Origin of the sequence: Vibrio sp. SCSIO 43133 (genome assembly GCF_023716845.1) — a bacterium.
Taxonomy (GTDB): domain Bacteria; phylum Pseudomonadota; class Gammaproteobacteria; order Enterobacterales; family Vibrionaceae; genus Vibrio; species Vibrio mediterranei.
This window is the reverse complement of sequence record NZ_CP068024.1, coordinates 330,434-355,443: the sequence shown is the minus strand read 5'-3', so window position 1 is coordinate 355,443 and position 25,010 is coordinate 330,434. Positions and strand designations below refer to the sequence as shown.

The window sequence follows — 25,010 nt, the reverse complement described above, 5'->3', positions numbered from 1 at the left end:
GGGGCATCCATGGCGGAGCAAATAGAATTCGATCAAGCTCACCAAACCCTCCAAGAAGTTAGTGAAGCGCTAGAAAATGGCCGCTTCGTTTACGTAAGAAGACAACTTCAGGACATGGAGCCTGAAGATATTGCCCATCTTCTAGAAGCCTCTCCACGTAAAAGTCGTGAAGTCCTGTGGCAACTCACCGACCCTGAAGACTATGGTGAAATCCTTGATGAACTCAATGAGGACGTCAAAGATAGTCTAGTCTCCAAAATGGCGCCAGAAAAACTGGCTGAAGCAACGGAAGGCATGGACACCGATGACGTAGCTTATGTCCTACGTAGTCTGCCTGATACCGTATCGCGCGAAGTCCTGTCACAAATGGACACCGCAGACCGTTTGCGTGTCGAGACCGCCCTTTCTTACCCAGAAGATACCGCCGGCGGTATCATGAATACCGATGTAATCACTATTCGTGGCGATGTCGATGTCGATGTGGTTCTACGTTACCTGCGCATGAAAGGTGAGCTACCGGAAGCGACAGACGCACTGTATGTGATAGACGAAGAAGACATGCTGATTGGTCACCTTTCTTTGACCACACTTTTAACCACTCAGCCCGATGTCAAAGTCGTCGATGTCATGGACGATGCCGATGAGGCAATCCATGTTGAAACTAGCGATTCGGACGTTGCCTCGTTATTTGAACGACGCGACTGGGTCTCTGCCCCTGTTGTCGATAGCGAACACCACCTAGTCGGTCGTATCACCATCGATGACGTGGTCGATATTATCCGAGAAGACGCCGAACACTCAATGATGAGTATGGCGGGCATGGATGACGATGAAGATACCTTTGCGCCGGTTGTGAAATCTGCTCGTCGACGCAGTGTTTGGCTAGGCGCCAACGTACTTGCCGCTTTAGCAGCAGCATCTGTCTCCAATATGTTTGAGGCCACATTAGAGCAGATGGCAGCGATAGCAGTCTTGATGACTATTGTACCTTCCATGGGAGGGGTTGCAGGTAACCAAACCGTTGCCCTCGTAATCCGAGGCTTAGCTTTGGGTCATATCGGTGACAGTAACCGTCGAGAACTGCTACTCAAAGAAGCCGCCATCGGCTTTCTCAATGGTGTCCTCTGGGCTCTAATTATCGGTGGTATCGTAGTAGCTTGGAAAGGTGATTGGATGTTAGGCGGGATTATCTCTGCCGCCATGATGACCAATTTACTGGTTGCTGGCATTGCTGGCGTTACCATCCCTATTCTGCTCAAAAAAATGAATATTGACCCTGCCTTAGCGGGCGGAATGGCTCTTACGACCATTACCGATGTTGTTGGTCTTTCGGTCTTCTTAGGCTTAGCTACCATAATGATCAGCTAATGCTAGATACAAAAAGGGCGTAACCAGCAGGTTACGCCCTTTTTCTCTATTTGAGATTTACTCACCAGCGACTTTCATTGATTCCAACAGAATAGAGCCCGTTTGAATTTGTGAGCGCGTTTCAACATCACTGCCAACTGCTACAATTTGCTTGAACATTTGCGCCAGATTACCAGCAACGGTAATTTCCGAGACTGGGTATTGGATTTCTCCATTTTCGACCCAGAATCCTGCTGCACCGCGAGAGTAATCACCAGTCACGATATTTACCCCTTGCCCCATCACTTCGGTTACCAGCAGGCCAGTGCCAAGCGTTTTCAACATGGCATCAAAATCTTGCCCTGTCGACTTAACAAACCAGTTATGAATACCTCCAGCATGCCCTGTTGGCGTCATATTCAGTTTGCGCGCAGCGTAACTGGTCAGTAAGTAGGTCGCCAACTTACCGTCAGTGATAATATCTAAATCTTGAGTTGCCACACCTTCGTTATCAAACGGACTAGATGCTAAGCCTTTAAGTAGGTGAGGTTTTTCTTCAATAGCAAACCAATCTGGCAGAATCTGTTCACCCAGTTTATCTAGCAAGAATGACGACTTACGGTATAAATTACCGCCGCTAATCCCCATTACTAAGTGTCCCATGAGGCCAGTCGCAACATCGTTAGCAAAAAGCACTGGGTATTGACCCGTTTTGACTTTTCTAGGGTCTAGACGCTCAACTGTTTTGATAGCAGCCTTTTCTCCAACCGATTCTGGTGTCCACAAATCATCACGGTGACGAGCAAGGGTATAACTGTAATCACGCTCCATATCGCCATTTTGGCCTTGGCCAATGACGCTACAGCTAATGCTATGACGGCTAGACGCATAACCGGCCAACAGACCATGAGAGTTACCATAGACCTTAACGCCATAGTGGCTGTCGTAACTAGCACCATCACTCTGCTTTATTTTGTCACTGTAAGCTAATGCTGCTTTCTCAGCAGCAATCGCTTTTTGCGCAGCTACATCGGGATTTGGCTCATCTGGATGGAAGAGATCAAGGTCTGGGATATTCGTTACCAACAACTCTTTTGGAGCTGGCCCTGCAAATGGGTCTTCGGAGGTGTACTGGGCAATATCCAGTGCAGCAGCTACCGTTTGTGCAATGGCTTTTTCACTCAAATCAGAGGTTGAAGCACTGCCCTTACGCTGTCCACGGTATACCGTGATACCCAGCGCACCGTCACTATTAAACTCTACGTTTTCCACTTCACACATGCGCGTGGAGACGCTTAAGCCAGTGCTTTTAGTAATAGCGACCTCAGCGGCATCTGAATTTACTGAAGCCATATCCAGCGCTTTAGCAACAGCGGCTTCTAGCTCAGCTTGCTGCTGAGCAACTTGCTCTCTTACATCCATAATTCATCTAACTTTTATCGTTTAATTGAGACTAGAATAACAAGGTTTTCGCATTCTCCCCAGATTTCTTGCTAAAATAGCCAATATTCGTAATGAGATAGTGATATAGGCAGTAAACATGGCCCGCAAAAATCAGAAAGCGCCTTGGGAAGAGGAAGAAGAAATCATTTGGGTGAGCAGAACCGAAATGAAAAACGACATGGAAGAGTTGCAAAAACTCGGTGAAGAGTTAGTTGGACTAAAGCCTGCTGTGTTGGATAAGTTTCCTCTTAGTGAAGATCTGAGAGAAGCGGTCGCCGATGCCCAGCGCTTCAAGAACGAAGCTCGACGTCGCCAACTGCAATACATTGGTAAGCTGATGCGTACCGAAGACCCAGAGCCAATTCAAGCGGCTCTCGACCGTGTACGTAACAAGCACTCACAGTCTACTGCGGCACTTCACAAGCTTGAGCAACTGCGTGATCGTATTGTAGAACAAGGCGATGAGGCCATCGCGGATGCACTTGAGTTGTATCCAAACCTCGACCGTCAGCGTCTACGCCAACTTGCTCGTCAAGCCAACAAAGAAAAGAAAGCTGGAAAGCCTGCGAAAGCATTCCGTGAAATTTTCCAAGCACTTAAGCACGAAGAAGAACAAGAATTCTAACTTCAACGCTCAATTTAAGACCATAAGGGCAGCGTAAGCTGCCTTTTTTATATCCGCAAAACGCTAATGCGCCGCTTTTACAAACCGCGCGAGCTCTTGATTGTCATGCTGCGCCGTCAACGCCGAGATGTATCCTTCAGCAGTGATGATGCCATGACTAAGGTAGGCAAACCGGTTGGCAATGGCTTTGGCATCACTAAGGTGATGCGTCACCATAATAACTGTCGCTTGTTTTTCTTGAGCTAGAGAGTGAACAACCGACAGCATTTCTTTACGAAGTACCGGGTCTAACGCCGAAAACGGCTCGTCAAGTAGCCAAATCGGGTGAGGCTGAACAAAGCAACGAGCTAAAGCCACTCGCTGCCTCTGCCCACCGGAAAGCTCAGACGGTAACCGTTGAATCTTATCAATAAGACCCACCTTGTCTGCCGCATCTCGCACTCGCTGTTGATCTTCTGCGGTTAGTTTTAGGGCTGGATTGAGTCCTAGAGCAATATTATCGAACACTGAAAGGTGCTCGAATAAGTTGTGCTCTTGAAACAACATTGATAAAGGCCGCTGATGCGGCTGCTTAGATTGAATCTCTTCATCATCGACAGATATCGTTCCCGATTCAGGCTGACAAAAACCCGCTATAAGCGCCAACAGTGTCGATTTACCTGCACCACTGGGGCCAATCAACGCCAACACATCACCTTTTTCTACTGAGATAGAAAACCGAAACCAATCACTGTGGTAGCGATAATCGACATGATCCATTGTTAACATTATGATTTCTCTCGCTCGTTCGCTACAGGCCCTAACAACGACTCCGTTAAGGTAAATACACCAATACTCAAAATAAACAGCACTAGGGATACTACAGCCGCTGCTTGCAGTTGATAGCTGCCCATCAGCTGATAGAGGTAAAGCGGTAAGGTATTAAAGTTCTGACTTCCAAATAGCGCGATAACGGTAAGATCGCCCATGGAAAGGACAAAGCTAATCGAGAAAGCATGCAATATCGGTGCGCGGATTGCTCTCCATTCCATTAACCAAAATCGTCGAATGCCATGCAGTCCTAAACTTTGCCAAAGCAGGTGATATTGCTTGGCTAACCTCAACATTGGCTGATTAAGTGTTTTGATAACATACGGCAGCGCCATCAAAGCATTCACAACGACAACGATCCCAAACGCAAGACTAAACACATTGGTCATTCCGCGAAGCATTAGAAAAGTCGCTGTACTCAATACCAACGCGGGTGTCACCAAAATAACCGTACCAACAAACTCCACGCCATCCGCACGGCCATAGTGAGACTTTATTCGTAACATTCGTGAACTACTCAATAGCACAATGCCAACCACTAACGCGATACTAGCAGCCATGATTGCCACTTGTAACGAGGTCATAACTGCCGACCAGAACTTGCTATCAGCAAGCACTGACCACAATTTCTCATTCAGTCCACTTGCAACAATGGCAATAAGTGGCGGAATGACCAGCATTAGGGTTGCCATGATCCAAAAGCTATCCCAGCACTTTTTCAACCATGAGTCTTGAGGTTGAATGGTTGGCATGTCGCTATAATTGGTTTTACCCTCCAAGTCTCGACTGAATTTGCCAATAAACAGCACCAGTAATGCGCAAATTAACATTTGCCATAATGCCAGAACCGCTCCGGTTTGTAGGTCAAAATCAAACTTGATCGCTTGATAAATCGCTAGTTCAATCGTAGTGGCTTTCGGACCGCCACCTAACGCCATGACGGTTGCAAAACTGGTAAAACACAACATGAAGACTAAGCCAATAACATGAGGTAAATGTGCTTTTAGTCGTGGCCACTCCACTAATCTAAAACACTGCCAGCTGTTCATTCCCAAGTGCAGTGCTAACTTGCGCTGCTCTAGTGGAACACTTTCTATCGTCACTAAAAGCAAACGGGTTGAAAAAGGCAAATTAAAGAATACGTGTGCGAGCAAAATACCGTTCAAGCCATAGAGGGAAAACGGCATAGAATCGTTCGAAGTGAGCCACCATTGAGCAATAACGCCTTGATTGCCATAAATGGCGACAATGCCAAACACACCGACCAGTACTGGCATCACCAAGGTGGTCGCAAACAATTTGAGCAACCATGATCTTCCCCAAAAATGGCGACGAGAAAACGCATGTGCCACTGGGATAGCAAGCCCTACACTTAGCAACGTTGATAGACTTGCTTGCCAAAAGCTAAATTTGGCTACGTGCTGATAGTATGGGTCCGTAAACAGCAGAGCAATATCAGTCATTGACGAGTAGGAAAGCAGTGTCCACAACGAAGCCAGCACATATATGGCAATGAGCAAAGCAATCACTAAACCTGATTTTGGTATTTGGGTCACAATAACCTCAATGGAGAAGTAGACACGATAACGATTCGTCACACCAGTGAAGCTCTGGTGCAGTATTGGCTTGCCCCTGCTTGTACAGGGGCGATAATCTGTAGATTTTCTTAGATGCCAATACTACTTAATCAGCGCAGACTGCCACTCGCGAATCCAAGCCTTACGGTTATTCGCCACTTCATCTGGACTAAATGTCAGCGCCTCACTTGGAATGGTTAAGCTCTCAAAACCTTCAGGCAGCTTGCTCTCAACAACAGGATACATCCAGTTGCCTGTTGGGATTTTTGATTGAAAGTCTTCTGAGACGATAAATTGCATAAATTCATCAGCCAACTTTTGCTTGTCACTGCTAGCCACTTTAGCCGCCACTTCCACCTGAGTGTAATGGCCTTCCGAAAAGTCTGCGGCTGCAAATCGCTTATCTTGCTCGGCAATAATATGGTAAGCCGGAGAGGTCGTGTAAGAGAGAACCAAGTCAGACTCTCCCTCAAGGAACATAGAGTACGCTTCCGACCAACCTTTGGTCACAGTTACGGTCTTTTTCGCGAGCTTTTGCCATGCCTCACTGGAGTCATCACCATAAACAGACTTCATCCAAAGTAAGAGTCCTTGACCCGGAGTTGAAGTGCGAGGATCTTGATAAATCACCTTAAGGTCATCACGTTGCTCAACCAACTCTTTCAGGCTTTTCGGTGGATTCTTTACCTTTTCTTTGTTGTAAACAAACGCAAAGTAACCGTAATCGAAAGGAACAAAAACATCGTCACTCCAGCCGTTTGGTAACTCAAGCACAGAAAGATCAGCATTGTGTTTAGCCAACAAGCCAGAGGCTTTCGCTTCACTCATTAAGTTATTATCGAGGCCAAGTACGACATCGGCTTGGGAGCTGGAGCCTTCTAGACGCAGGCGGTTTAGAATCGAGACACCATCATCTAGTGCAACAAAATTGAGATCGCATCCACATTTAGCTTCAAATGCTTTTTCAATCGCTGGACCAGGGCCCCAATCTGAAGCAAACGAATCATAGGTATAAACGGTAAGTGTATTCGCCGCAGCGAGTTGAGAGGCACTTAGAAGTGTCGTTGCCAAAGCAAGTTTAGCGAGTTGATGTACTTTCACTGGTTCTATCCTTAGATATATATTTTTATATTATATGATCCAGAAAAAGCCTCCATAGAACGGAGTTCTCATCCCTACGCCAGCATTATCTGGATCAGGTATACGGGTGTCAGGTATTACCTTCTCTCAGCACCACTGCTAGTGCACCCCGTGAGTCACAACCTTTAGAAAGCGAATTGTAACCTTTTCGTCACAGATTCGCCAAATCTATCCCTAAACTCGTTTGATTGATGTGGATTTATCGCTGATCGTAGCCCCAGCGAGGCACGAGAGTTTGGTCGATACCCATATGGTCAAGCACACGAGCCACAATAAAGTCGACTAAATCCTCAATAGATTCTGGCTGATGATAAAAGCCAGGCGCAGCTGGCATGATGGTCACGCCCATTTGCGAAAGTTTGTGCATGTTTTCTAGGTGTATGGTTGAAAATGGCGTCTCGCGTACCACTAGGAGAAGTTGACCACGCTCTTTCATTACCACGTCAGCAGCACGCTCAATTAAGTTATCAGACATCCCATGAGCAATCGCAGCCACACTACCAGCCGAGCATGGGCAGACGATCATCTGTTTAGGCGCTGCTGACCCGGAAGCCACTGGTGAAAACCAATCTTCTTTACCACACACCACCAGCTTATCTGGCGAGCAATTCAGTTTTTGTACTAGTGCTTTGTGCGCGGCATCCGGACCGCTCGGCAGTTTAATATTATGTTCAGTCGCCAACACCACTCTCGCAGCGGAAGAGATCAATAAGTACACGGTATAATCTTGAGCTAACAAACACTCAAGGAGGCGCATCCCATAAGGAGCGCCAGATGCACCAGTAAATGCCAGCGTGATCGCTTTCTCTACGGGTTTCATTACGCTAATGCCTCTAATAATTTTTGATGAATACCACCAAAGCCACCATTGCTCATCACCAGAATTTGATCGCCTGGTTGAGCCTGTTCAACAATGGCCTGCACCAGTTCATCAATAGAGTCACTGACTGTGGCTGGTTGCGAGCATGAGTGCGCAATCTCTTCTACTGACCAATCAATATTGTCGGGTTGGAATAAGAACACCGCATCGGCTTGAGTGAGCGATTGCGCTAATGTCTCTTTGTGCACGCCGCGTTTCATGGTGGCACTGCGTGGCTCTAAAACAGCTAGGATTCGCTGCTTGCCGACCTTGTTACGTAAACCGCCTAAAGTCAGTTCAATTGCCGTTGGATGATGGGCAAAATCATCGTATACCGTGACTTGATTCACTTCGCCCTTCAGCTCCAAGCGTCGCTTGGTATTGATAAACTTGCCTAATGCTTCGCACGCAAGATCCGGAGTCACGCCAACATGCCTTGCTCCAGCAATAGCCATCAGGGCGTTATCGACATTATGGTCCCCCACTAGCTCCCACTTAACTTCCCCGACTTTGCTGCCATGTAGGTACACTTCAAAATGCGAACCATCACGCTTTAACTTGTTAGCATGCCAATCCGCATTCTCTCCCGTGTGTTCCACTTCACTCCAACACCCTCTTCCTAGTACGTCACCCAACGCCTTATCTTTACGTGGAGCAAGGATGCGGCCGTTTCCAGGAACAGTGCGAACTAAATGATGAAATTGTCGTTTGATGGCTTCAAGATCGTCAAAAATATCCGCATGATCGAACTCAAGATTGTTCATAATGAGAGTGCGTGGATGGTAGTGAACGAACTTAGAACGTTTGTCAAAAAAAGCACTGTCATACTCATCCGCTTCCACCACGAAAAACATAGATTCACCCAAACGAGCTGACTGACCGAAGTTGCCTAATACCCCACCGACTAAGAAACCCGGTTGATAACCACAATCTTCAAGAATCCAACTTAACATACTGGATGTGGTAGTTTTTCCATGAGTCCCTGAAACAGCCAGCACCCAGCGATCATGCAAAAGAAACTCTTGTAACCACTGTGGGCCAGAAGTGTATTTCAGATTATGGTTAAGCACGTACTCAACGCAAGGGTTGCCACGACTCATCGCATTCCCAATGACGACAAGGTCTGGAGCAGGATCGAGCTGAGCTGGGTCAAACCCTTCGATAATCTCTATGCCTTCCGACTCCAATAATGTGCTCATTGGTGGATAAACGTTAGCATCACTGCCTGTAACTCGGTGTCCCAACTGCTGGGCCAATACCGCAGCGCCTCCCATAAAGGTACCGCAAATACCCAGAATATGAATGTGCATAGTTCGCTCTCTTAACTCTTTGCGTCTAATTTTACGCTATTGTCGCTATATATACCCAAAGCGTGCGTCAAAAGCGAGAAAGTTAGCGGTTAGGGAAATAAATGTGACATTCATCATACAAAACGGAGCGTGTCAGGGTTACTTCATTACCATTAAAAAGTTCTGCCACCTACAATACACATGTGTGTTGATGAATACCCCCAATAAACGCAATCGTTTGGTTGCCACATTTCTCTCACACACTACCCCCAAGAAAATAAGCAGAAAAGTTAAGGATATAACATGTCTGAAATGCGCACCCTTGGCGAATTCATTGTTGAGAAACAAACTGATTTCCCCCACGCTAGCGGTGATTTATCTTCCCTTTTGTCTTCGATTCGACTCGCTGCAAAAATCGTAAACCGAGAAATTAACAAGGCTGGCCTTGCTGATATTACTGGTTCTGTAGGTTCTGAAAACGTTCAAGGTGAAGCCCAACAAAAACTAGATGTCTATGCCAACGACAAATTTAAAGCCGCTTTGGAAGCGCGTGACCAAGTTTGTGGCGTTGCCAGTGAAGAGGAAGATGAGGCAGTAGCCTTTAACAAAGAGCTCAACAAAAATGCCAAATACGTTGTACTAATGGACCCACTTGATGGTTCATCGAACATTGATGTCAATGTATCAGTAGGTACCATCTTCTCTATCTATCGTCGCGTTTCACCGGTTGGAACTCCTCCGACTCAAGAAGACTTCCTACAACCGGGCAACAAGCAAGTTGCAGCGGGCTATGTAGTGTACGGCTCGTCGACTATGTTGGTTTATACCACGGGTAAAGGCGTAAACGGATTTACTTACGACCCATCGATCGGTACCTTCTGCCTATCTCATGAAAATATGATGATCCCTAAAGATGGCACCATCTATTCTATTAACGAGGGCAACTATATTCGCTTCCCTATGGGCGTGAAAAAGTACATCAAATACTGCCAAGAGAATGTGCCAGAAGAGAAGCGTCCGTATACCTCTCGCTACATTGGCTCCTTGGTATCTGACTTCCACCGCAACCTGCTTAAGGGCGGCATCTACTTGTACCCAAGCACGCAAAGTCACCCAAGTGGTAAACTGCGCCTACTGTATGAGTGCAACCCAATGGCTTTCATCATGGAGCAAGCAGGCGGCTTAGCATCGGATGGTACTCAGCGTATCATGGACATCAAACCTACCGAACTACACCAGCGAGTCCCATTCTTCGTTGGCTCAAGCCGAATGGTTGAAAAGGTCGAATCTTTCCTAGAAGAATATAAAGACCAATAACTTCGAAGTGCCTCTCAATAGAGGCACTTTTTGTTTTAAAACTAACCAAGTATACTCTTTGTAAACGATTCGTGTTTCAGCCCTCTATTCCCTCCTCAAAGGAATAATGAATAAAGAAAAGGAAAGTCAAAATGAGCTTGAACAATGTCCCTGCAGGTAAATCATTGCCTGATGATATCTATGTAGTGATTGAAATCCCTGCTAACGCTGATCCAATTAAGTACGAAGTCGACAAAGACTCTGGTGCTGTTTTCGTTGATCGCTTTATGTCAGCACCTATGTTTTACCCATGTAACTATGGTTACGTAAACGAAACGCTTTCTCTTGACGGTGATCCGGTTGACGTGTTGGTACCGACACCTTATCCGTTGATGCCTGGTTCAGTAATTCGTTGCCGTCCAGTAGGCGTACTTAAGATGACCGACGAATCTGGTGAAGATGCAAAAGTCTTTGCCGTACCTCATAGCAAGCTTTCTAAAGAGTACGACCACATTCAAGATGTAGATGATATCCCAGAGCTACTCAAAGCTCAGATCACACAGTTCTTTGAGCGCTATAAAGAACTCGAAGCGGGTAAGTGGGTCAAAGTCGATGGCTGGGCCGATGTTCAAGCGGCAAGAGAAGAGATTGAAACTTCCTTTGAGCGCGCTAAGTCAAAATAACGCTCGCTGAATACATTAAAAAGCTCTCTAAATTAGAGAGCTTTTTACTTTGGCTTAGAGTAAAGGAGCTAATAGCCGTAGCGGCCACGAGAAGCTTTGCCATTGTTATACCAGGTTCGAAAAGTTGGTTTGATATCATCACAGATGCCACGATACATTTCCCCTCGCTTTCCCAGAATGCTTGGGTCTTGTTGACAGTATGCGATACGACCTTCCTCATAGCCGTTAGAATAGGCCTGGTATAAATCTTCCGTGAAATCTATGGTAGTCGAAGATTGTAACTGTTGAACTGACAGTTTCTCATACCCTATAAGAGCTTGCTCCTGACCGTACTGCTGCCAGTCTTGAGGCATAACAGAAGTAAGAGAAACTTGTTGAGCACAACCCGACATGATTAGTAAGCCAATGATGAATAACAGCCTCATACGATCCCCCCAGCACTAATTGCTAGCGCTTAGCGCGAGCATTTTTACCACGCCAATACTCATCGAGATACATTCGGTCTACATCGTTACAAATACCGTAATAGATTTTTCCATTTCTTCCTAAGACAAACGGATCTTGTTTACAGTATTCACTCTTACCTTCTTGATATCCTTTGAGATACGCTTTGTATTGACTAGCTGTGACGTCAGGCACTTTAGAGCGTAGCTTCGTTTCTGGTTCAACAATATAGCCCTTCAACGCCCATTGCTCGCCAAACTGTTGCCAGCTCATATCACTCTTGTCAGTGGGAGGCTGTAGTTGGACACAACCCGCTAACAGCCCTCCAATTATTAACAACAACCAAGGCCTCATATTACCCTCTCTATTCCGCTTGTTACTTCATAAGTATACGAGAAAAAGCGCGAATCGATTACGTTGTGCGGCGGCGCAGCAGCGGCTCGTGTTAATCCACTTCAAACTGATACAGGAAGGTTACAGAGCTATAAAGCCCAGACACCGCTTCAACGTAAAAGTCTTCAATGATTCGATAGCGTATGGTGAATTCACCGAGGGAGTTAAAAATACCTACCCCATATTTCACTTGTAGCCCTGGCAGAACATACCCACTCACGGTTACTTGAGAGTCATTACCACTACCTGCAGTATCAAGCTGTAAGTCTTGTACACCAAAAGCTTGGCCAATATCGCCGACCACTTTACCACTGCGAGCTAAACTCAAACCAATCAAGGTCGTGGTTAGTGCATTACCACCTGTTTCGCCATCAATATCTTGGCCACGTAACAAGTAAGAAAGGGCATTTGCTTGTGGCATAGTTGGATCAGAGAAAATCTCGATTTTAGGCTCTGATGCCAAACCGGTTACTTTTACCCCAGCTTTAACATCATCAGCTGTGGTCTCTGGGTTTCGTATCGCGGTAATATTGACGTAAGGCTGATCAACAGGCCCAGTCATTAGGATTTTACCTTCTTCAATCAACAAGTCTTGACCAAATGAAGTATACGAACCGTTGATGATATTGACTTCACCTTGAACAAATGGCCCTTTATCTTTTTGGGAAACTTGTAATCGCCCTCTTAAGTCACCCTTTAAGCCAAATGCAGATACACGAAAATCATTACCGATGTTAATCACAACATCACTTTCGATATTGAAAGGAACCACTGCTTCTTTGTCGATAGGCGTCATATCAGGGTTGAGTAGTACTTGGTCACTGGATACCGACACTGCACTCTGGGGCAGTTCCTCAACCAAAATTCGTCCCCAGGGCAAGCCTATCGTACCCGTTACTTTCGCCAGCTGTGGGTTGGCCTCGATGGTCATATCCGGGACAACCTTAACTTTCACCATCGGTGGCACTTCGACATTCAACTCATCGGCAAACACTCTCAATTTGGTGCGCCATGCATTGAGATCCTGCCAATTACCCTCACCGGATAATTGCAGTTCGCCATCATCAGTCTGAATTTTCGCATCTAAGTTGGCGTCATAGCCATTGAAAGCAATGTTCACACCACCCGACTTCACTTGAATTGGCGAAATGTCACCTTGAAGGGAAAGATCCGAAATGGAAAAGTCACCAAACAACTGTGGATGTAGAGCATCCCCTTTAATTTTGATGTTTGAATCAAGGTTCGCTTTGAGCTTATTGAACTCACCAATAACAGGCTGCAGGAAGTCCAAGTTAAACGTAGAAAGGTTAACCTCACCCTCTATCTTTTTGTTGTCCGCAAGCACATCCGGTAAGGTCACTTGACCAGAAAGATCGCCGTTATCTGTTACGTCCACTAACCAACTAGCTTCGAGCTTATCATCCGCTAAATTCGCCGATACATTCACCTTATCCCAACCTATAACAAGAGGGGCTTCTAGTGTTTGCGTGACCTTACCCTTAGGCAGGCTCACATCCAGCTTCACTTGCGGAGCAGCCTCTGGTGCCCATTTGGCCCACACCGTCACATTGGCGGTCCCTTCTACATTGGTATTTTTAGGAATGTAAGCATCAAGCTGTTTAAAGTTGAAATTCTTCAAGGTGACTAAAGCTTCACCTGACGTCCCAGCTTGGATATCTTTTTCCAAACACACTTTCGAGTCAGCTTGCGCCCAACAGTGCGCCGAGACATCTGCCACTTGTTTATCGATATCCACTTTGATATCGATAGGATCCACTAAATCAAGCGGCCCTTGTTCTGACTCTAAATGAACATCAGCAAGCCTCCCAGTCCAAACAAGACTTGGCTTATCCTGAAGAGAACCGTCTAAGTCAATCTTTGCAGACAGGAGGTTGGAAACAAGATCCAATGACAGTGTATGGCTTGCTTGGGTACCACTTAAGGCGAGCTCCACACTCTCGACAACCTGTTCTTGATAAGTAATCCCAGAAGCCTTTAAAGAGAGTTTCGCCTGAGCTTGCTCAAGAGGTAAGGGTTTCGCAGTACCGGATAAAGATAGGCTATCGATACTGGCTTCTTGCTTCCATTTTACCTTTTCTACTTTTAGGTCGGTGGCGATATCAGGTTCTAGCATCGCCCCTTTAATGCCCACAGTCCCCTTCAGAAGACCAGTGAGATCTGGAACCGATTTCGCTAAGTCAGGAAAATCGATGCGAACATCCATATTCCAGTCCTTATCAAGCGTTCCTTTTGCACTTAGTTGGTTTGGGCCATGAGCGACTGACAGCCCTTCAGTTCTAACTTTATACTTGCCCTTGCCCGAAGTATCTGCAGCTTCTAGCTGCCCTTTAACATTTAGAGGGTAATTACGAAGTACACCAACAATGTCGAGTGTAGGAACCGACACATCCCAGCCACCAGCTTCTGTAAGTTGGCCGCTGGTGACAATATGGCCACTAATGTCACCTTCTGCCTCCGGCCATTGAAGACCTGGTTGAATGTGCGTAAGGTTAATATCCCCTTTCCAGTTTATCGGCGACTCCCAGTTCGCCATAACCTGACCAGTAATGTTGCCACCTAAGCTATCAATAGAGAGCTCACTTAGGTCAATTTGCTTCAAGTCACCCTTACCAATCAACTGGACTGCCACATCTGGAATGTCCTTACCTGATGCTTGAGCGTTTAGAGCAACGTCATACCCTTCCAATGAGCCTTTCGCTTTCAAGCTTTCAATAGCAACTTGATAATCACTTTTACCGGTTAATGGCCACGTCGCTTTTGCATCACTGATCGTGGCATCAAACGGAAGTGTTGGTTCCAGTGGCTGCAACTCTCCATTTAAAGCACCAGTGATTAGCCCGGAAAACTGACTATCTAGAGATAGCTTTTCAACGCTTCCTTTAGCCTCTAGTCGTAACCTCTGACCCGCCAAATCTGTTTGTTTGAGATGAGCCGTAAGGAACAGGTCTAATGGGTAGCCCTGATTTAAGGTGATATCTCCATTAAGAAGGGCATCCACTTGCGGCATGTCTAACTGCAGTTTATCTACATGAACATCGTGTTCACCTGCTCGGCCCACCAACTGCAAATTATTGACAATGACAGGTTCATCTTGCTCAAGTTTAAAGTCTTGAATTTCGATTCCCGCAATATTAACGAAGAGCGGAATTAACACTTCTGGCAGCTCAATGGCCTGAGGCTTGTTCTCCTGTTGAGGCTCTTGTGGTTCTGCACTGGTCTCATCCGACGGCGCTAACGCTACTCTCGGTGATTTTAGCAAGGTATCACCGACCGTGAGTTTAGAACCGGTCATTGCAAGAGACGTAGAAAAGACATCCCAATTCACTTTAGTGCCTAAGATATCCAAATTGATATCACTAAAATTCACCTTACCGATCGCAATTGGAATGGGTGTTGAGATTGACGTTAGCGGCTCACTTGGCTCGGTAGAAGGCTCACTTGGTGCAACTTCAGGCATCGAAAAGTTCAAACCTGTTATCGCCAGTTCATTAATACATACCCTAGGATCACTCAAGCAGTTAAGATCAACGGCCAACGTCAATGACTGAGCGTTAAGATCAATATGGAGACTCTCGTCAACAAAACTGACTTGGTTAAGGGTAAACCTGGGGAATAGTGAGCCCTTGGCTTCCGACACCTGTAACTGAGGCAGCGCTTTGTTTACTCCCCAAAGAATGCTGTTCAACCCAGCATTAGTGAACATAGCGAAGGACAGCGTTGCCACAATAAGTAGTATCAACGTCGCAAAGCCGATAGAGATCCACTTGGTCAATCGCCAAACTTTTAACATCATAATTCTGGCCCTAAACTAAAGTGAATACGCCATTCTGCTTGCGGTTTCTGATCTAACCCCTTCGCATAATCAAATTTCACTGGACCAACAGGCGACACCCAGCGAATACCGAAACCGGCACCACGTTTCCACTCTGGACTATCATTAAATGCATCACCAACATCGAAAAACGTCGCTGCCCACCAGTTTCCAGTAATACGATATTGATACTCTAGTGTACTGGTCGCCAAGTATTGGCCACCGGTCTTATTACCGACATCATCCTCGGGAGAAATACTCTCATAGTCGTAACCTCGGATGCTGTTATCACCACCCGCATAGAATCGTAGTGACGGTGATAATTTAGAAGGGTCGCTAGCAATATTGGCACCAACATCCACTTTAAAAATACCACGATGATTTTCACCAATACTGGAAATCCATGTGGACGTTCCACGCATACGGAACACGGAAGTTTCTGAGAGGGCACGCTCGTCGCCGACTTCAAACATGATGGTCTGTTTGTTGCCACTCATCGGCAGTACACCACCTCGAGATACCACTCGTGAATACGATAGACCAGGTAAGACGAACTGACCTAACTCGCCTTGCGTATTGAACTCGTAGTTCTCCACCAAATAACGCAAGTAAGCTGTGCGATGCCAACCGCTATCGAGCACCCAATGACGCTCGAAGGCCAAGTTAGATTCCAAAGTCTTTTTATCACTTCGGTTTACGTTTTTTAGACCATATTGAATGAGATAATAATCTTTCAGCACATCATCCAAAGGGATCTTGTAGCTCGCTGTCACCTGTTGTTCAGGAATAGAGAGATCAAGACTAGTATTAAAGCTGTGGCCATGTTCGTTCAGCCATGGTTTTTTCCACTTGAACTTAACTTTTGCCCCCACGTCAGTGGAGTAACCAAGACCCGTTTCAAATTGGTTTCTTACTTGCGGGGCCAGTGACACCTTCATAGGTAACTCTCGCCCTTTACCTACTTGCGATAAGTCAGGCTCAACAAATACCGATGAAAACCATTCGGTATTAGATAAGTTCTGGTTATGAATACCGACTTTAGAGGCAAGATAATCATCACCCGTTTTATATGGTTGTAATGATTCTACTTTTTGAATATCGATCTGACTGCCGGTGATAGTGGTTTTGCCGAATTGATAGCGGATACCACTATCGTAATGCAATCGAATAAAAGCTTGGTTAAGTTCAGGGACCACTTCGAGTCGGCTCAGCACATATCCGCCATCGAAGTAACCTTTTTGCAAAGCAAGATTACGAATGCTTGATTTCATCGCATCGTATTGGCTGTGGTTTAAAATGACACCTTCTTTAAGTGGTGTTAGTCGGATAAGGCGCAGAAAATCTTCATCGCTCTTCGCTTCACCAGAGATATCAATATCAACCAATTTGATTCTCGTCGGCTCACCTGCATTGACGTTAACAATCAATTCAGAGTCCTTATTATCCACAGAGAACTCAATGCGGGCATTGTAATAACCTACAGCATTCAAGGCTGTATTGATTTCTTTAGTAAGGCGAGATTGAAATCGAAGTGAAGTTGAGTATTCACTGGGCTCAATAGCGGATATGTAGGCGTCAACATTATCCTTCAATGCGCCACTTAAACCATTAATATCCAATGACACACCATCTTTTGCCATCGCTAAACTCGACGACAGCAACAGAATTAGCGGTGGTAATACTCTCTTTATCATGCTTTATTGTTGAGACTGTGATTCGTTGTTTTTGTATTGAACTGGAATGATAACCCCGATCAATTTAGAAGTCTGTAGTCACCACCCACATGATGACAGATTAGCGTTATTTTATTGATGGTTTTCAGAAACTTCGTACACCCAATAATAGTCCAAAAAGGAGCCTATGATGCGTAAAACGGAAATGATATCAGCAGACCAAGCTCTACCGGGGCGTGACCATGCCATCGCAAAAATGGAGCCACACTTCATCAATCAATCTGACCTCAATGCCTCACTTCAAGAGCATCAACAGTCTGTCGTTATCGGCCTTGGTTGCTTTTGGGGAGCTGAGCGTGTGTTTTGGCAGCTGGACGGTGTTGTCTCGACTTCCGTCGGCTATGCAGGTGGCTACACGCCAAATCCGACCTACGAGGAGGTTTGTTCTGGAAATACAGGGCATACTGAAGTGGTGCGTGTTGTATTCGACAGTCGGGAAATCTCTTTGACAGACATACTCAAAGTCTTTTGGGAGAAACACGACCCAACGCAAGGGATGCGTCAAGGGAACGATATTGGTACTCAGTACCGCTCTGCTATTTATGTTGATGATGAGCAACAGCTTTTGACGGCGCAACAGACTCAGCAGCAATACCAACAGGCACTTGGCGATACTTCCATCACAACGGAAATTGCCTTACTCAATCACTACTACCTTGCTGAGGTATACCACCAACAATATCTCGCTAAGAACCCCAATGGGTATTGTGGTATTGGTGGCACAGGCGTCTGTTTTCCTCCTCAATAACCAGACGGCACATAACAAAAACGCTCTTGGCTTTAAACCAAGAGCGTTTCTAAAAATTCTATTGATATTTGTATTTTACATCGCTAGCGCAGCGATCTCGATGTTAATTTCTTTAAATGCATCGAGCTTTTGTTTGTCACCGACTTCTGGTAGTAACACTTTGCCGTTATCGAACCGAAACACCCCGATACCCGCAATGAAAAACTGTCCCTTAAAAAGCGTTTTAACAAATTTAGCAATTTGTCTCGGACGATAAACCGTAAACTTTCGCAGCATAACCTAACCTCAATATCCGTTTGAGTACAACCATCATGTTCCCGCTTTATGCGAGTGTTGTCGCAATATTTTTTGCGCTCGTGACAAGTATACAGCATATTTATTTGTTCACAAAAGATAAATTAACATCTTTGCAACAAACTATAAATTACTGTTATGCTTGGTATGATTTTATCAAGTAAAGGACATCTCTTGGTCAAATCGCACCAATAACATTGTGGTAATTCCTAGGTTAACCTATGGTATGCCGCTCAACACAAAGTAATGGAAACAATTACAATGAAACTAAAGCCTCTCCTAACAATAGCAATGCTGTGTTTACCCACTCTTGCTATGGCCACGAATTTACAAGTTGGTGGCAACGCGCGCTCAATATCTGTGAAGGATCATGGTGAGCTTATTCTCAACAATGACGCAATTACTTACCAAGCGTGGAGCAGTAACGATATGCTTGGCAAAGTACGAGTTATTCAAGCCATCGCTGGCCGTAGTAGCTCAAAAGAGATGAATGCCCCACTAATGAAAGCCATTACGGATGCGAAATTTCCAGAAGACAGCTACCAAACCACGACGATCATCAACCAAGATGATGCAATGTGGGGCACAAGCTCCTTTGTCAAATCTTCAGCTGAAGACAGCAAGCAAGAATTCCCATGGTCATCCATGGTGCTCGATAAACACGGCCTAGTCGCCAACGCATGGCAACTCAAAGAAGATAATTCAGCAATTATCGTTCAAGATAAGCAAGGCAAGATTCTGTATGTTAAAGAAGGCGCTTTAACAGATAGTGAGGTTCAAGAAGTGCTGACGATGATCAGCGATAACCTATAACCTCTCGCTATGTTGAAATCATAATGGGAGCAAAGTCGCTCCCATTGTTTTTTTCCTGTTAGAAACCCAAAGCGGACCATTGTTTACGTTGGTAAATATTTTGATTTGTTATAACATAACAAATCAAAATTAAACGAGAACAAGTCGCATGTCGCTGATTCAACTGATGAAAACAGGTTCTAAGCTAAGAGCTGCATTGTGCTTAAGCTTGCTGCTGCTTGCTCTCAATGCCCTATCCATCGAGCACAGCTACGATTCTCACATCGACCACCAGGAACATCATTGCCCTTTATTTACCAAAGGCACCCATTCACTTCCCGTCAGTCTTTTCCATGCAGCGTCAGTGGTTGTTTCTCATTCAAGATTGATCAATATAGATAATAGTGTCTGCCATTCAAAGCCGGAGTGCATCAGTGCACGCTCGCCGCCTTTGCTTACCTAGACTCACTAAAATCATCTATTGTTATCACAGACTAAAATTTAAGGAATACCAATGAAACTCAAGATGACTCTATTAGCTGGACTCGTAGTCTCCCAATTTGCAGTGGCAGAAGAAAACTTCCGACAACACGATGCTCATGTTCACGGCCATGTCGAGTTCAATATTGCTCAAGATGGACAAGACCTTTTGGTGGAGATTACAGCTCCTGGCGCGGATGTAGTCGGCTTCGAGCATGCCCCGAAAACTGACGCAGAAAAAGCGGCGCTTACCAAAGCCAAAGCGACACTCAACGACGTAAATAACCTACTGATCCTACCAAAGGCTGCTGGATGCCAGCTCGTGGATGCGGATATTGATAACACGCTAGAGTCTCATCAAGGCCATGATGACCACGATGACCATCACAACCATAAAGATCATGATGATCATAAAGGTCACGACGACCACCACGATCATGACCATGACCATGACGGACACGATGATCATAAGGGTCATGACGACCATCATGACCATAAAGAACACGATGATCACAAAGGTCATGACAACCACGACCACGACCACGACCACGACCACGACCACGACCACGACCACGACCACGACCATCATGATGGACATGGTGAATTCAACGTGCAATACCAATTTACCTGTAGTGATTTCAGTGAGTTAAACCAAATTGACACAAAATGGTTTAGCTACTTCCCTGCAACTGAAAAAGTCTCTGTTAACCTGTTAACGGACACAGCACAATCTGCAACTGAACTAACCTCTGGCAACACTGTCATTAAACTGTAAGCATCTCGCCCTAAGAAGTAGCTTTGCTCTCTTAGGGCATCTTCTTGGATAAGAGGACATTATGGCTAGAGTAATCGAACTCACCGATCTCACTTTCAAATGGCACCCAGAACAAGCCCCCACACTCGATATTCCTTCACTCACTATAGAACAGGGTGAACATCTATTCTTAAAAGGACCAAGTGGCTGCGGGAAATCGACCTTATTGGGGCTACTCACTGGTATCAATACAGCAACTTCAGGCAATGTTGTCGCTCTGGGACAGTCACTACAATCATTATCTGCCAGTGCTAGAGATAAATTTAGGGCGGATCATATAGGCTATATATTCCAACAGTTTAACCTGCTGCCGTATCTCTCTGTCATTGATAACGTCACTTTACCTTGCCGGTTTTCTCAAGTCAGAAAAAACAAGGTAGCGGGCCCTTTAGAGCAAGAAGCCAAGCGGCTGCTCGAACACTTAAGGCTGCCTTCACACCTTCTCAACAAACCGGTGATTGAGCTCAGTATTGGTCAACAACAACGTGTGGCCGCCGCACGTGCCTTAATTGGTCAGCCTGAATTTCTTATTGCCGATGAGCCAACTTCGGCTTTGGATCACGATAACCGAGAAGCTTTTATCGAATTACTTATGGAACAAGCCAACCAAGCTCATTCCACGCTGATCTTTGTCAGCCACGACCCGACGCTCGAATCCCTATTTACGCGAAGCGAAAATTTACTGGATATCAACCAAGCGAGAGCATTATGAGTATTACATTGAAACTAGCTTGGAAAAGTCTTCTCAACCGAAAAACCACCGCATTGTTAACCGTTATGACAGTGGCGATTTCGGTTATTCTTCTCATGGGTGTTGAACGTATTCGAACTCAAGCAAAAAGCAGCTTTGCCAACACGATTTCAGGCACAGACCTCATCGTCGGTGGTCGTTCTGGCCAAGTGAACCTGCTGCTCTACTCTGTCTTTCGTATTGGTAATGCCACCAATAATATCGATTGGAAAAGCTATGAAGAGTTTAGCCAACATCGCGCTGTTGACTGGGCAATTCCCATTTCTCTTGGAGACTCACACAAAGGTTTTCGAGTCATGGGAACTAATCACAGCTATTTCGAGCACTACCAATATGGACAGAAGCAACATTTAAGCTTCTCTTCAGGCCATGAATTTAATGGGCTATTTGAAACCGTGCTGGGCTCCGATGTTGCCAAATCCCTAGGCTATGATATTGGCAGTGAAATCATTATTGCGCACGGCATCAGCGATGTCGGCTTTAGCCGTCATGAAAACCTCCCTTTCAAAGTGGTCGGTATACTCGCCCCTACAGGGACACCAGTCGATAAAACCGTTCATGTTTCTCTTGAAGCAATTGAAGCGATACATGTTGGTTGGGAATCTGGTGCAAATCTGGGTAACACACCAAGCAAAGAACAGCTGGAACAGATTGACTTCCAACCTAAGCAAATCACGGCCATGTTGATAGGTCTTAAGAGCAAGATTCAGACCTTCGCTCTACAAAGACAGATTAATACCTATAAGCAAGAGCCACTAAGCGCCATTCTTCCAGGTGTCGCCTTGCATGAATTATGGGGCATGATGAGCGTGGCTGAACAAGCGTTGCTTATCGTCTCTATTTTTGTTGTCGTCGCAGGTTTGATGGGAATGCTCTCAAGCTTACTGACTAGTTTACAAGAGAGACGAAGAGAGATGGCGATACTACGTGCCATGGGAGCTAGACCACGACACGTGTTCACCTTGTTGGTCAGTGAGGCCACCGTTCTAACTTCTGTCGGTATCATTTGCGGTATTGGTGGCATGTATGCCATGCTAGCGGTCGCTGCGCCAATCATCACTGCAAACTACGGTATCAATATTGCGCTAACCGCAATTACTGCTCATGAGTGGATGTTGCTAGGGTTTGTTCAAATCGCAGGAATGATCATTGGATTCTTCCCTGCACTGCGCGCGTACCGACAATCATTAAGCGATGGCATGACCATCCGAATTTAGCGAGATTGACATGAAAATACTGCCTAAACTCGTTGGCATTCTATTATTAACGATAAGCATGCTAATGCCACATATGGCGTTAGCAAAGGATGAATCTGATCTATTAAAACTCGATTGGATCGATTTGATCCCCGAGAAAGAACGCAACCAGTTTGATGCGATGGGCATGCCTGCCATTGATCACTCTGGCGGTGTAATGGAGCAATCAAAATTGGGCTCTGTCCGACAAGAGCTTAATGGCAGTATGGTCAAGATCCCTGGCTTTGTTATTCCACTTGAAGGCGATGAAGACATGGTGACTGAATTTCTATTGGTTCCTTACTTTGGCGCCTGTATTCACGTACCACCACCGCCACCAAACCAAATCATTTATGTAAAGTTTAAAGAAGGTGCACCTGTACATCGTTTGTGGGATGTTATTTACGTGGTAGGAACATTGAAGACGGAAACCATCAATTCTGAGCTCGCTGAAACTGCCTATCTGATTGATGGAATCCGTATTGAAGATTATGACGATGGTTAGAATGCACGCTGAATAGCGTAGAGGCGTTAAAAGTAAACATTTCGTTAACAGTGCTAGCTTGTCATATTGCCAATCAATCTTCTACTTAGCTGATGAAAGTAGATAGATAAGCTAGCACTCCGAGATAAACACATAGCAATAATGCTACCGAAACGTGTTTTTTAACTCTATTCTCTCCTGAGTGACTCATAAAGCCCTCCTTAGTTACACCTCAAATTTAACAAAAATTTATCATTTATCCCAGCATTTTTTACAATATGATGGCCGTTATTGTTAATTCGGAAAATAGCTCACATAAATAGAACTAGTCAGCACCATAAAATATCGCTAAATTGATGATCAATCGTACAATTTTACTGCCTATCTTGAATTCGTTTTTATGAGCAAATTACCTGTCGATCAGCAATCACAAACTACCGAGCCAAACACGCAGAACGAACAGGCTCACAAAAAAAGCCACCATATGAAGGACAGTGGCAGCAGAATACGTGCTATTGCTCAAGCACATAGTTTGGACGCATTGATTGCAGAGGAAACCCCAAGTAAAAGCCTATTTGAACGCGCCATGTTGCGCGAAAAGCAGAGTAAAGAGCAGCGACAAAAGAACTTAGAACAAATTGTGAAAGCCGCGCTGACATCGTGCAAGAATGAAGTGGCAGGAGAGCCAGACTTTGACTGGCTGGTGCGTTATTTCGACATGGCTAAGGAAATTCACAACAGCTCAATGCAAAAGCTATGGGCACAGGTGCTAAAACGGGAGGTGACCAATCCTGGTTCAACTTCAATGAAAGCTCTAAAAACCCTTAGAGACATGACGCCAAAAGAAGCACAAACTCTACAACGCGCAGCTTCTTTGGCTTGCAGTTTTGGTACCGATACTAGCCGAAAACTACTACTTGGTATTCGCCATCAGGCAGGGTTATTTAGCTTTTCTAAACGCGAAAGCCTTGATGAACTAAGCCTAGGTGAATTTCAATTTCCCTATTCCAGCCTGTTATTACTTGTTGAGCTCGGCATCCTGCTCGCCACCGAATTAGAGTCTGGTGAAATCACCAAAGAGCCCGCACTTAAGCTCGGTTATCAAGGTAAAGAAATGACGTTGCAGCCAAAGCATAAAGGCATCACGTTAACCTACTACCGATTTACCCCAACAGGTAACGAGTTGTGCCAATTGCTTGGAAACCGTAGCAATAACCAGTACCGCGATAAACTGCTAGAGTTACTGAATAGAAAGTTCATTGTGAAGGGTGACACGGCCAACTCGTTTCATCATACGGTTTAGCGAATGATACTTCGCTCAGCCAGTGCCTGAATACACTGTTCAACCAGTTCCTCAACTTTATATGCGTCGGCATTTAAATGAATTTCGGGTTCGATGGGCTGTTCATATTCAGAATCTATCCCGGTGAAATTCTTGATTTCTCCCGCTCGTGCTTTCTTGTATAACCCTTTAGGATCCCGCGCTTCACAAACCGCCAAGCTCGCATCAACAAAGACTTCCAAGAATTCGCCTTGAGGTAATAGCTCACGCACTAAAGCTCGCTCTTCTCGGTGAGGAGAGATAAAGGCTGAGAGCACGATAAGACCCGCGTCCGCCATCAATTTTGTTAGCTCACCAACTCTTCGAATGTTCTCTCGTCTATCTTGCTGAGAAAAGCCTAGGTCTCGACAGAGCCCGTGTCGCACATTATCGCCATCTAGCAAATAGGTGTGATAACCGCGTTGCGTAAGTTCAGTTTCCAGAGCGCCTGCCACCGTTGATTTTCCAGCACCGGAAAGCCCCGTAAACCACAACACTACTGGCTGCTGATTTTTTAAGGTTGCACGCTCTGACTTGGTTACCTGGTGCTGATGCCAAATAACGTTTTCATCTTTGTTTATTTCGGCGCTTGCCAGTGCACTATTTGACATAGTAAGTCC

Annotated in this window: 24 protein-coding genes and 1 riboswitch; of the genes, 12 read left to right on the top strand and 12 right to left on the bottom strand. The window is 45.4% G+C overall.

Annotated features, from left to right (window positions below; translation table 11 throughout):
* The first annotated feature begins 9 nt into the window (after nt 1-9).
* The gene (mgtE, locus tag JKJ11_RS01855) at nt 10-1,368 is read left to right on the top strand and encodes a magnesium transporter (protein ID WP_124940562.1); all 1,359 of its coding nucleotides are present in this window, start codon (nt 10-12) and stop codon (nt 1,366-1,368) included.
* A 57-nt stretch (nt 1,369-1,425) separates the two neighbouring features.
* Here mgtE and pmbA read toward each other — a convergent pair whose 3' ends face one another.
* Nucleotides 1,426-2,769 (bottom strand): metalloprotease PmbA, encoded by a 1,344-nt coding sequence (gene pmbA, locus JKJ11_RS01850; protein ID WP_006073258.1) that lies wholly within the window; start codon nt 2,767-2,769, stop codon nt 1,426-1,428.
* A 118-nt stretch (nt 2,770-2,887) separates the two neighbouring features.
* On the opposite strand from pmbA, the gene yjgA reads away from it, so the two are divergent.
* Complete coding sequence (gene yjgA / locus JKJ11_RS01845; protein WP_006073257.1) at nt 2,888-3,415, top strand: ribosome biogenesis factor YjgA; 528 nt, start codon at nt 2,888-2,890, stop codon at nt 3,413-3,415.
* 63 nt (nt 3,416-3,478) lie between these two features.
* Here yjgA and thiQ read toward each other — a convergent pair whose 3' ends face one another.
* From thiQ to mpl, 5 genes are all read right to left on the bottom strand, one after another.
* Nucleotides 3,479-4,183, bottom strand: a complete 705-nt coding sequence (gene thiQ, locus JKJ11_RS01840; RefSeq protein ID WP_252038679.1) for a thiamine ABC transporter ATP-binding protein — start codon at nt 4,181-4,183, stop codon at nt 3,479-3,481.
* Nucleotides 4,183-5,781 carry a thiamine/thiamine pyrophosphate ABC transporter permease gene (gene thiP, locus JKJ11_RS01835; RefSeq protein WP_252038678.1) on the bottom strand — a complete coding sequence of 533 codons (1,599 nt, stop codon included), beginning with the start codon at nt 5,779-5,781 and terminating at the stop codon, nt 4,183-4,185. The genes thiQ and thiP overlap by 1 nt, the downstream gene beginning before the upstream one ends.
* A gap of 123 nt (nt 5,782-5,904) precedes the next feature.
* Nucleotides 5,905-6,873 carry a thiamine ABC transporter substrate binding subunit gene (thiB, locus tag JKJ11_RS01830; RefSeq protein ID WP_252039085.1) on the bottom strand — a complete coding sequence of 323 codons (969 nt, stop codon included), beginning with the start codon at nt 6,871-6,873 and terminating at the stop codon, nt 5,905-5,907.
* An 84-nt stretch (nt 6,874-6,957) separates the two neighbouring features.
* Nucleotides 6,958-7,064: riboswitch (TPP riboswitch) on the bottom strand.
* Between the two features lie 77 nt (nt 7,065-7,141).
* Complete coding sequence (locus tag JKJ11_RS01825; RefSeq protein ID WP_063604622.1) at nt 7,142-7,762, bottom strand: flavin prenyltransferase UbiX; 621 nt, start codon at nt 7,760-7,762, stop codon at nt 7,142-7,144.
* A complete protein-coding gene (mpl, locus tag JKJ11_RS01820) occupies nt 7,762-9,111 on the bottom strand; it encodes a UDP-N-acetylmuramate:L-alanyl-gamma-D-glutamyl-meso-diaminopimelate ligase (RefSeq protein WP_124940557.1) in 1,350 nt (449 codons plus the stop codon). Before mpl ends, JKJ11_RS01825 begins: the two co-directional genes overlap by 1 nt.
* A 282-nt stretch (nt 9,112-9,393) precedes the next feature.
* On the opposite strand from mpl, the gene fbp reads away from it, so the two are divergent.
* Both fbp and ppa read left to right on the top strand, forming a co-directional pair.
* Nucleotides 9,394-10,407, top strand: a complete 1,014-nt coding sequence (gene fbp, locus JKJ11_RS01815) for a class 1 fructose-bisphosphatase (protein ID WP_006073244.1) — start codon at nt 9,394-9,396, stop codon at nt 10,405-10,407.
* Nucleotides 10,408-10,538: 131 nt separating this feature from the next.
* Nucleotides 10,539-11,069 carry an inorganic diphosphatase gene (ppa, locus tag JKJ11_RS01810; RefSeq protein WP_006073242.1) on the top strand — a complete coding sequence of 177 codons (531 nt, stop codon included), beginning with the start codon at nt 10,539-10,541 and terminating at the stop codon, nt 11,067-11,069.
* Nucleotides 11,070-11,137: 68 nt separating this feature from the next.
* Here ppa and JKJ11_RS01805 read toward each other — a convergent pair whose 3' ends face one another.
* The 4 genes from JKJ11_RS01805 to tamA all read right to left on the bottom strand — a co-directional run bounded on the left by JKJ11_RS01805 (nt 11,138) and on the right by tamA (nt 17,432).
* Complete coding sequence (locus tag JKJ11_RS01805; protein WP_252038677.1) at nt 11,138-11,494, bottom strand: DUF2799 domain-containing protein; 357 nt, start codon at nt 11,492-11,494, stop codon at nt 11,138-11,140.
* Nucleotides 11,495-11,516: 22 nt separating this feature from the next.
* Entirely contained in the window at nt 11,517-11,867 is a 351-nt protein-coding gene (locus tag JKJ11_RS01800; RefSeq protein ID WP_006073240.1) for a DUF2799 domain-containing protein, read from the bottom strand.
* 91 nt (nt 11,868-11,958) lie between these two features.
* Nucleotides 11,959-15,720 carry an autotransporter assembly complex protein TamB gene (tamB, locus tag JKJ11_RS01795; protein ID WP_503060144.1) on the bottom strand — a complete coding sequence of 1,254 codons (3,762 nt, stop codon included), beginning with the start codon at nt 15,718-15,720 and terminating at the stop codon, nt 11,959-11,961.
* On the bottom strand, nt 15,717-17,432 hold the full coding sequence (gene tamA, locus JKJ11_RS01790) for an autotransporter assembly complex protein TamA (protein ID WP_031494086.1): 1,716 nt from the start codon (nt 17,430-17,432) through the stop codon (nt 15,717-15,719). The genes tamB and tamA overlap by 4 nt, the downstream gene beginning before the upstream one ends.
* A gap of 166 nt (nt 17,433-17,598) precedes the next feature.
* Here tamA and msrA point away from each other — a divergent pair, with 166 nt between their 5' ends.
* Nucleotides 17,599-18,219 carry a peptide-methionine (S)-S-oxide reductase MsrA gene (msrA, locus tag JKJ11_RS01785; protein WP_252038676.1) on the top strand — a complete coding sequence of 207 codons (621 nt, stop codon included), beginning with the start codon at nt 17,599-17,601 and terminating at the stop codon, nt 18,217-18,219.
* Nucleotides 18,220-18,294: 75 nt separating this feature from the next.
* On the opposite strand, the gene JKJ11_RS01780 is transcribed toward msrA, so the two are convergent.
* A complete protein-coding gene (locus JKJ11_RS01780) occupies nt 18,295-18,495 on the bottom strand; it encodes a DUF1107 family protein (RefSeq protein WP_006073236.1) in 201 nt (66 codons plus the stop codon).
* 279 nt (nt 18,496-18,774) lie between these two features.
* Between JKJ11_RS01780 and JKJ11_RS01775 the strand changes: the two genes are divergently transcribed.
* The 7 genes from JKJ11_RS01775 to JKJ11_RS01745 all read left to right on the top strand — a co-directional run bounded on the left by JKJ11_RS01775 (nt 18,775) and on the right by JKJ11_RS01745 (nt 24,372).
* A complete protein-coding gene (locus tag JKJ11_RS01775) occupies nt 18,775-19,326 on the top strand; it encodes a YtfJ family protein (protein WP_006073234.1) in 552 nt (183 codons plus the stop codon).
* Nucleotides 19,327-19,474: 148 nt separating this feature from the next.
* The gene (locus JKJ11_RS01770; protein ID WP_081411570.1) at nt 19,475-19,768 is read left to right on the top strand and encodes a DUF2607 family protein; all 294 of its coding nucleotides are present in this window, start codon (nt 19,475-19,477) and stop codon (nt 19,766-19,768) included.
* 51 nt (nt 19,769-19,819) lie between these two features.
* Complete coding sequence (gene zrgA, locus JKJ11_RS01765; RefSeq protein WP_252038675.1) at nt 19,820-20,560, top strand: zinc uptake protein ZrgA; 741 nt, start codon at nt 19,820-19,822, stop codon at nt 20,558-20,560.
* 61 nt (nt 20,561-20,621) lie between these two features.
* A complete protein-coding gene (locus JKJ11_RS01760; RefSeq protein ID WP_062462302.1) occupies nt 20,622-21,311 on the top strand; it encodes an ABC transporter ATP-binding protein in 690 nt (229 codons plus the stop codon).
* Nucleotides 21,308-22,567, top strand: coding sequence for an ABC transporter permease (locus tag JKJ11_RS01755; RefSeq protein WP_006073230.1), 1,260 nt, complete (start codon nt 21,308-21,310; stop codon nt 22,565-22,567). Before JKJ11_RS01760 ends, JKJ11_RS01755 begins: the two co-directional genes overlap by 4 nt.
* A gap of 58 nt (nt 22,568-22,625) precedes the next feature.
* Complete coding sequence (locus JKJ11_RS01750) at nt 22,626-23,090, top strand: DUF3299 domain-containing protein (protein ID WP_503060910.1); 465 nt, start codon at nt 22,626-22,628, stop codon at nt 23,088-23,090.
* 379 nt (nt 23,091-23,469) lie between these two features.
* Complete coding sequence (locus JKJ11_RS01745) at nt 23,470-24,372, top strand: TIGR03899 family protein (protein ID WP_252038673.1); 903 nt, start codon at nt 23,470-23,472, stop codon at nt 24,370-24,372.
* Here the strand turns inward: JKJ11_RS01745 and cysC are convergent.
* Nucleotides 24,369-25,001 carry an adenylyl-sulfate kinase gene (gene cysC / locus JKJ11_RS01740; RefSeq protein ID WP_252038672.1) on the bottom strand — a complete coding sequence of 211 codons (633 nt, stop codon included), beginning with the start codon at nt 24,999-25,001 and terminating at the stop codon, nt 24,369-24,371. The genes JKJ11_RS01745 and cysC overlap by 4 nt on opposite strands.
* Between the last annotated feature and the right edge of the window lie 9 nt (nt 25,002-25,010).

Bases quoted from the DNA above. Each gene is read 5' to 3' on its own strand.
- JKJ11_RS01745 (WP_252038673.1), top strand. From the start codon at position 23,470: ATGAGCAAATTACCTGTCGATCAGCAATCACAAACTACCGAGCCAAAC.
- mpl (WP_124940557.1), bottom strand. From the start codon at position 9,111: ATGCACATTCATATTCTGGGTATTTGCGGTACCTTTATGGGAGGCGCT.
- JKJ11_RS01805 (WP_252038677.1), bottom strand. From the start codon at position 11,494: ATGAGGCTGTTATTCATCATTGGCTTACTAATCATGTCGGGTTGTGCT.
- mgtE (WP_124940562.1), top strand. From the start codon at position 10: ATGGCGGAGCAAATAGAATTCGATCAAGCTCACCAAACCCTCCAAGAA.
- JKJ11_RS01780 (WP_006073236.1), bottom strand. From the start codon at position 18,495: ATGCTGCGAAAGTTTACGGTTTATCGTCCGAGACAAATTGCTAAATTT.
- JKJ11_RS01755 (WP_006073230.1), top strand. From the start codon at position 21,308: ATGAGTATTACATTGAAACTAGCTTGGAAAAGTCTTCTCAACCGAAAA.
- ppa (WP_006073242.1), top strand. From the start codon at position 10,539: ATGAGCTTGAACAATGTCCCTGCAGGTAAATCATTGCCTGATGATATC.
- JKJ11_RS01825 (WP_063604622.1), bottom strand. From the start codon at position 7,762: ATGAAACCCGTAGAGAAAGCGATCACGCTGGCATTTACTGGTGCATCT.
- JKJ11_RS01750 (WP_503060910.1), top strand. From the start codon at position 22,626: ATGCTAATGCCACATATGGCGTTAGCAAAGGATGAATCTGATCTATTA.
- msrA (WP_252038676.1), top strand. From the start codon at position 17,599: ATGATGCGTAAAACGGAAATGATATCAGCAGACCAAGCTCTACCGGGG.
- JKJ11_RS01760 (WP_062462302.1), top strand. From the start codon at position 20,622: ATGGCTAGAGTAATCGAACTCACCGATCTCACTTTCAAATGGCACCCA.
- JKJ11_RS01770 (WP_081411570.1), top strand. From the start codon at position 19,475: ATGTCGCTGATTCAACTGATGAAAACAGGTTCTAAGCTAAGAGCTGCA.
- thiQ (WP_252038679.1), bottom strand. From the start codon at position 4,183: ATGTTAACAATGGATCATGTCGATTATCGCTACCACAGTGATTGGTTT.
- yjgA (WP_006073257.1), top strand. From the start codon at position 2,888: ATGGCCCGCAAAAATCAGAAAGCGCCTTGGGAAGAGGAAGAAGAAATC.
- pmbA (WP_006073258.1), bottom strand. From the start codon at position 2,769: ATGGATGTAAGAGAGCAAGTTGCTCAGCAGCAAGCTGAGCTAGAAGCC.
- JKJ11_RS01775 (WP_006073234.1), top strand. From the start codon at position 18,775: ATGAAACTAAAGCCTCTCCTAACAATAGCAATGCTGTGTTTACCCACT.
- zrgA (WP_252038675.1), top strand. From the start codon at position 19,820: ATGAAACTCAAGATGACTCTATTAGCTGGACTCGTAGTCTCCCAATTT.
- JKJ11_RS01800 (WP_006073240.1), bottom strand. From the start codon at position 11,867: ATGAGGCCTTGGTTGTTGTTAATAATTGGAGGGCTGTTAGCGGGTTGT.
- tamA (WP_031494086.1), bottom strand. From the start codon at position 17,432: ATGATAAAGAGAGTATTACCACCGCTAATTCTGTTGCTGTCGTCGAGT.
- fbp (WP_006073244.1), top strand. From the start codon at position 9,394: ATGTCTGAAATGCGCACCCTTGGCGAATTCATTGTTGAGAAACAAACT.
- tamB (WP_503060144.1), bottom strand. From the start codon at position 15,720: ATGATGTTAAAAGTTTGGCGATTGACCAAGTGGATCTCTATCGGCTTT.
- cysC (WP_252038672.1), bottom strand. From the start codon at position 25,001: ATGTCAAATAGTGCACTGGCAAGCGCCGAAATAAACAAAGATGAAAAC.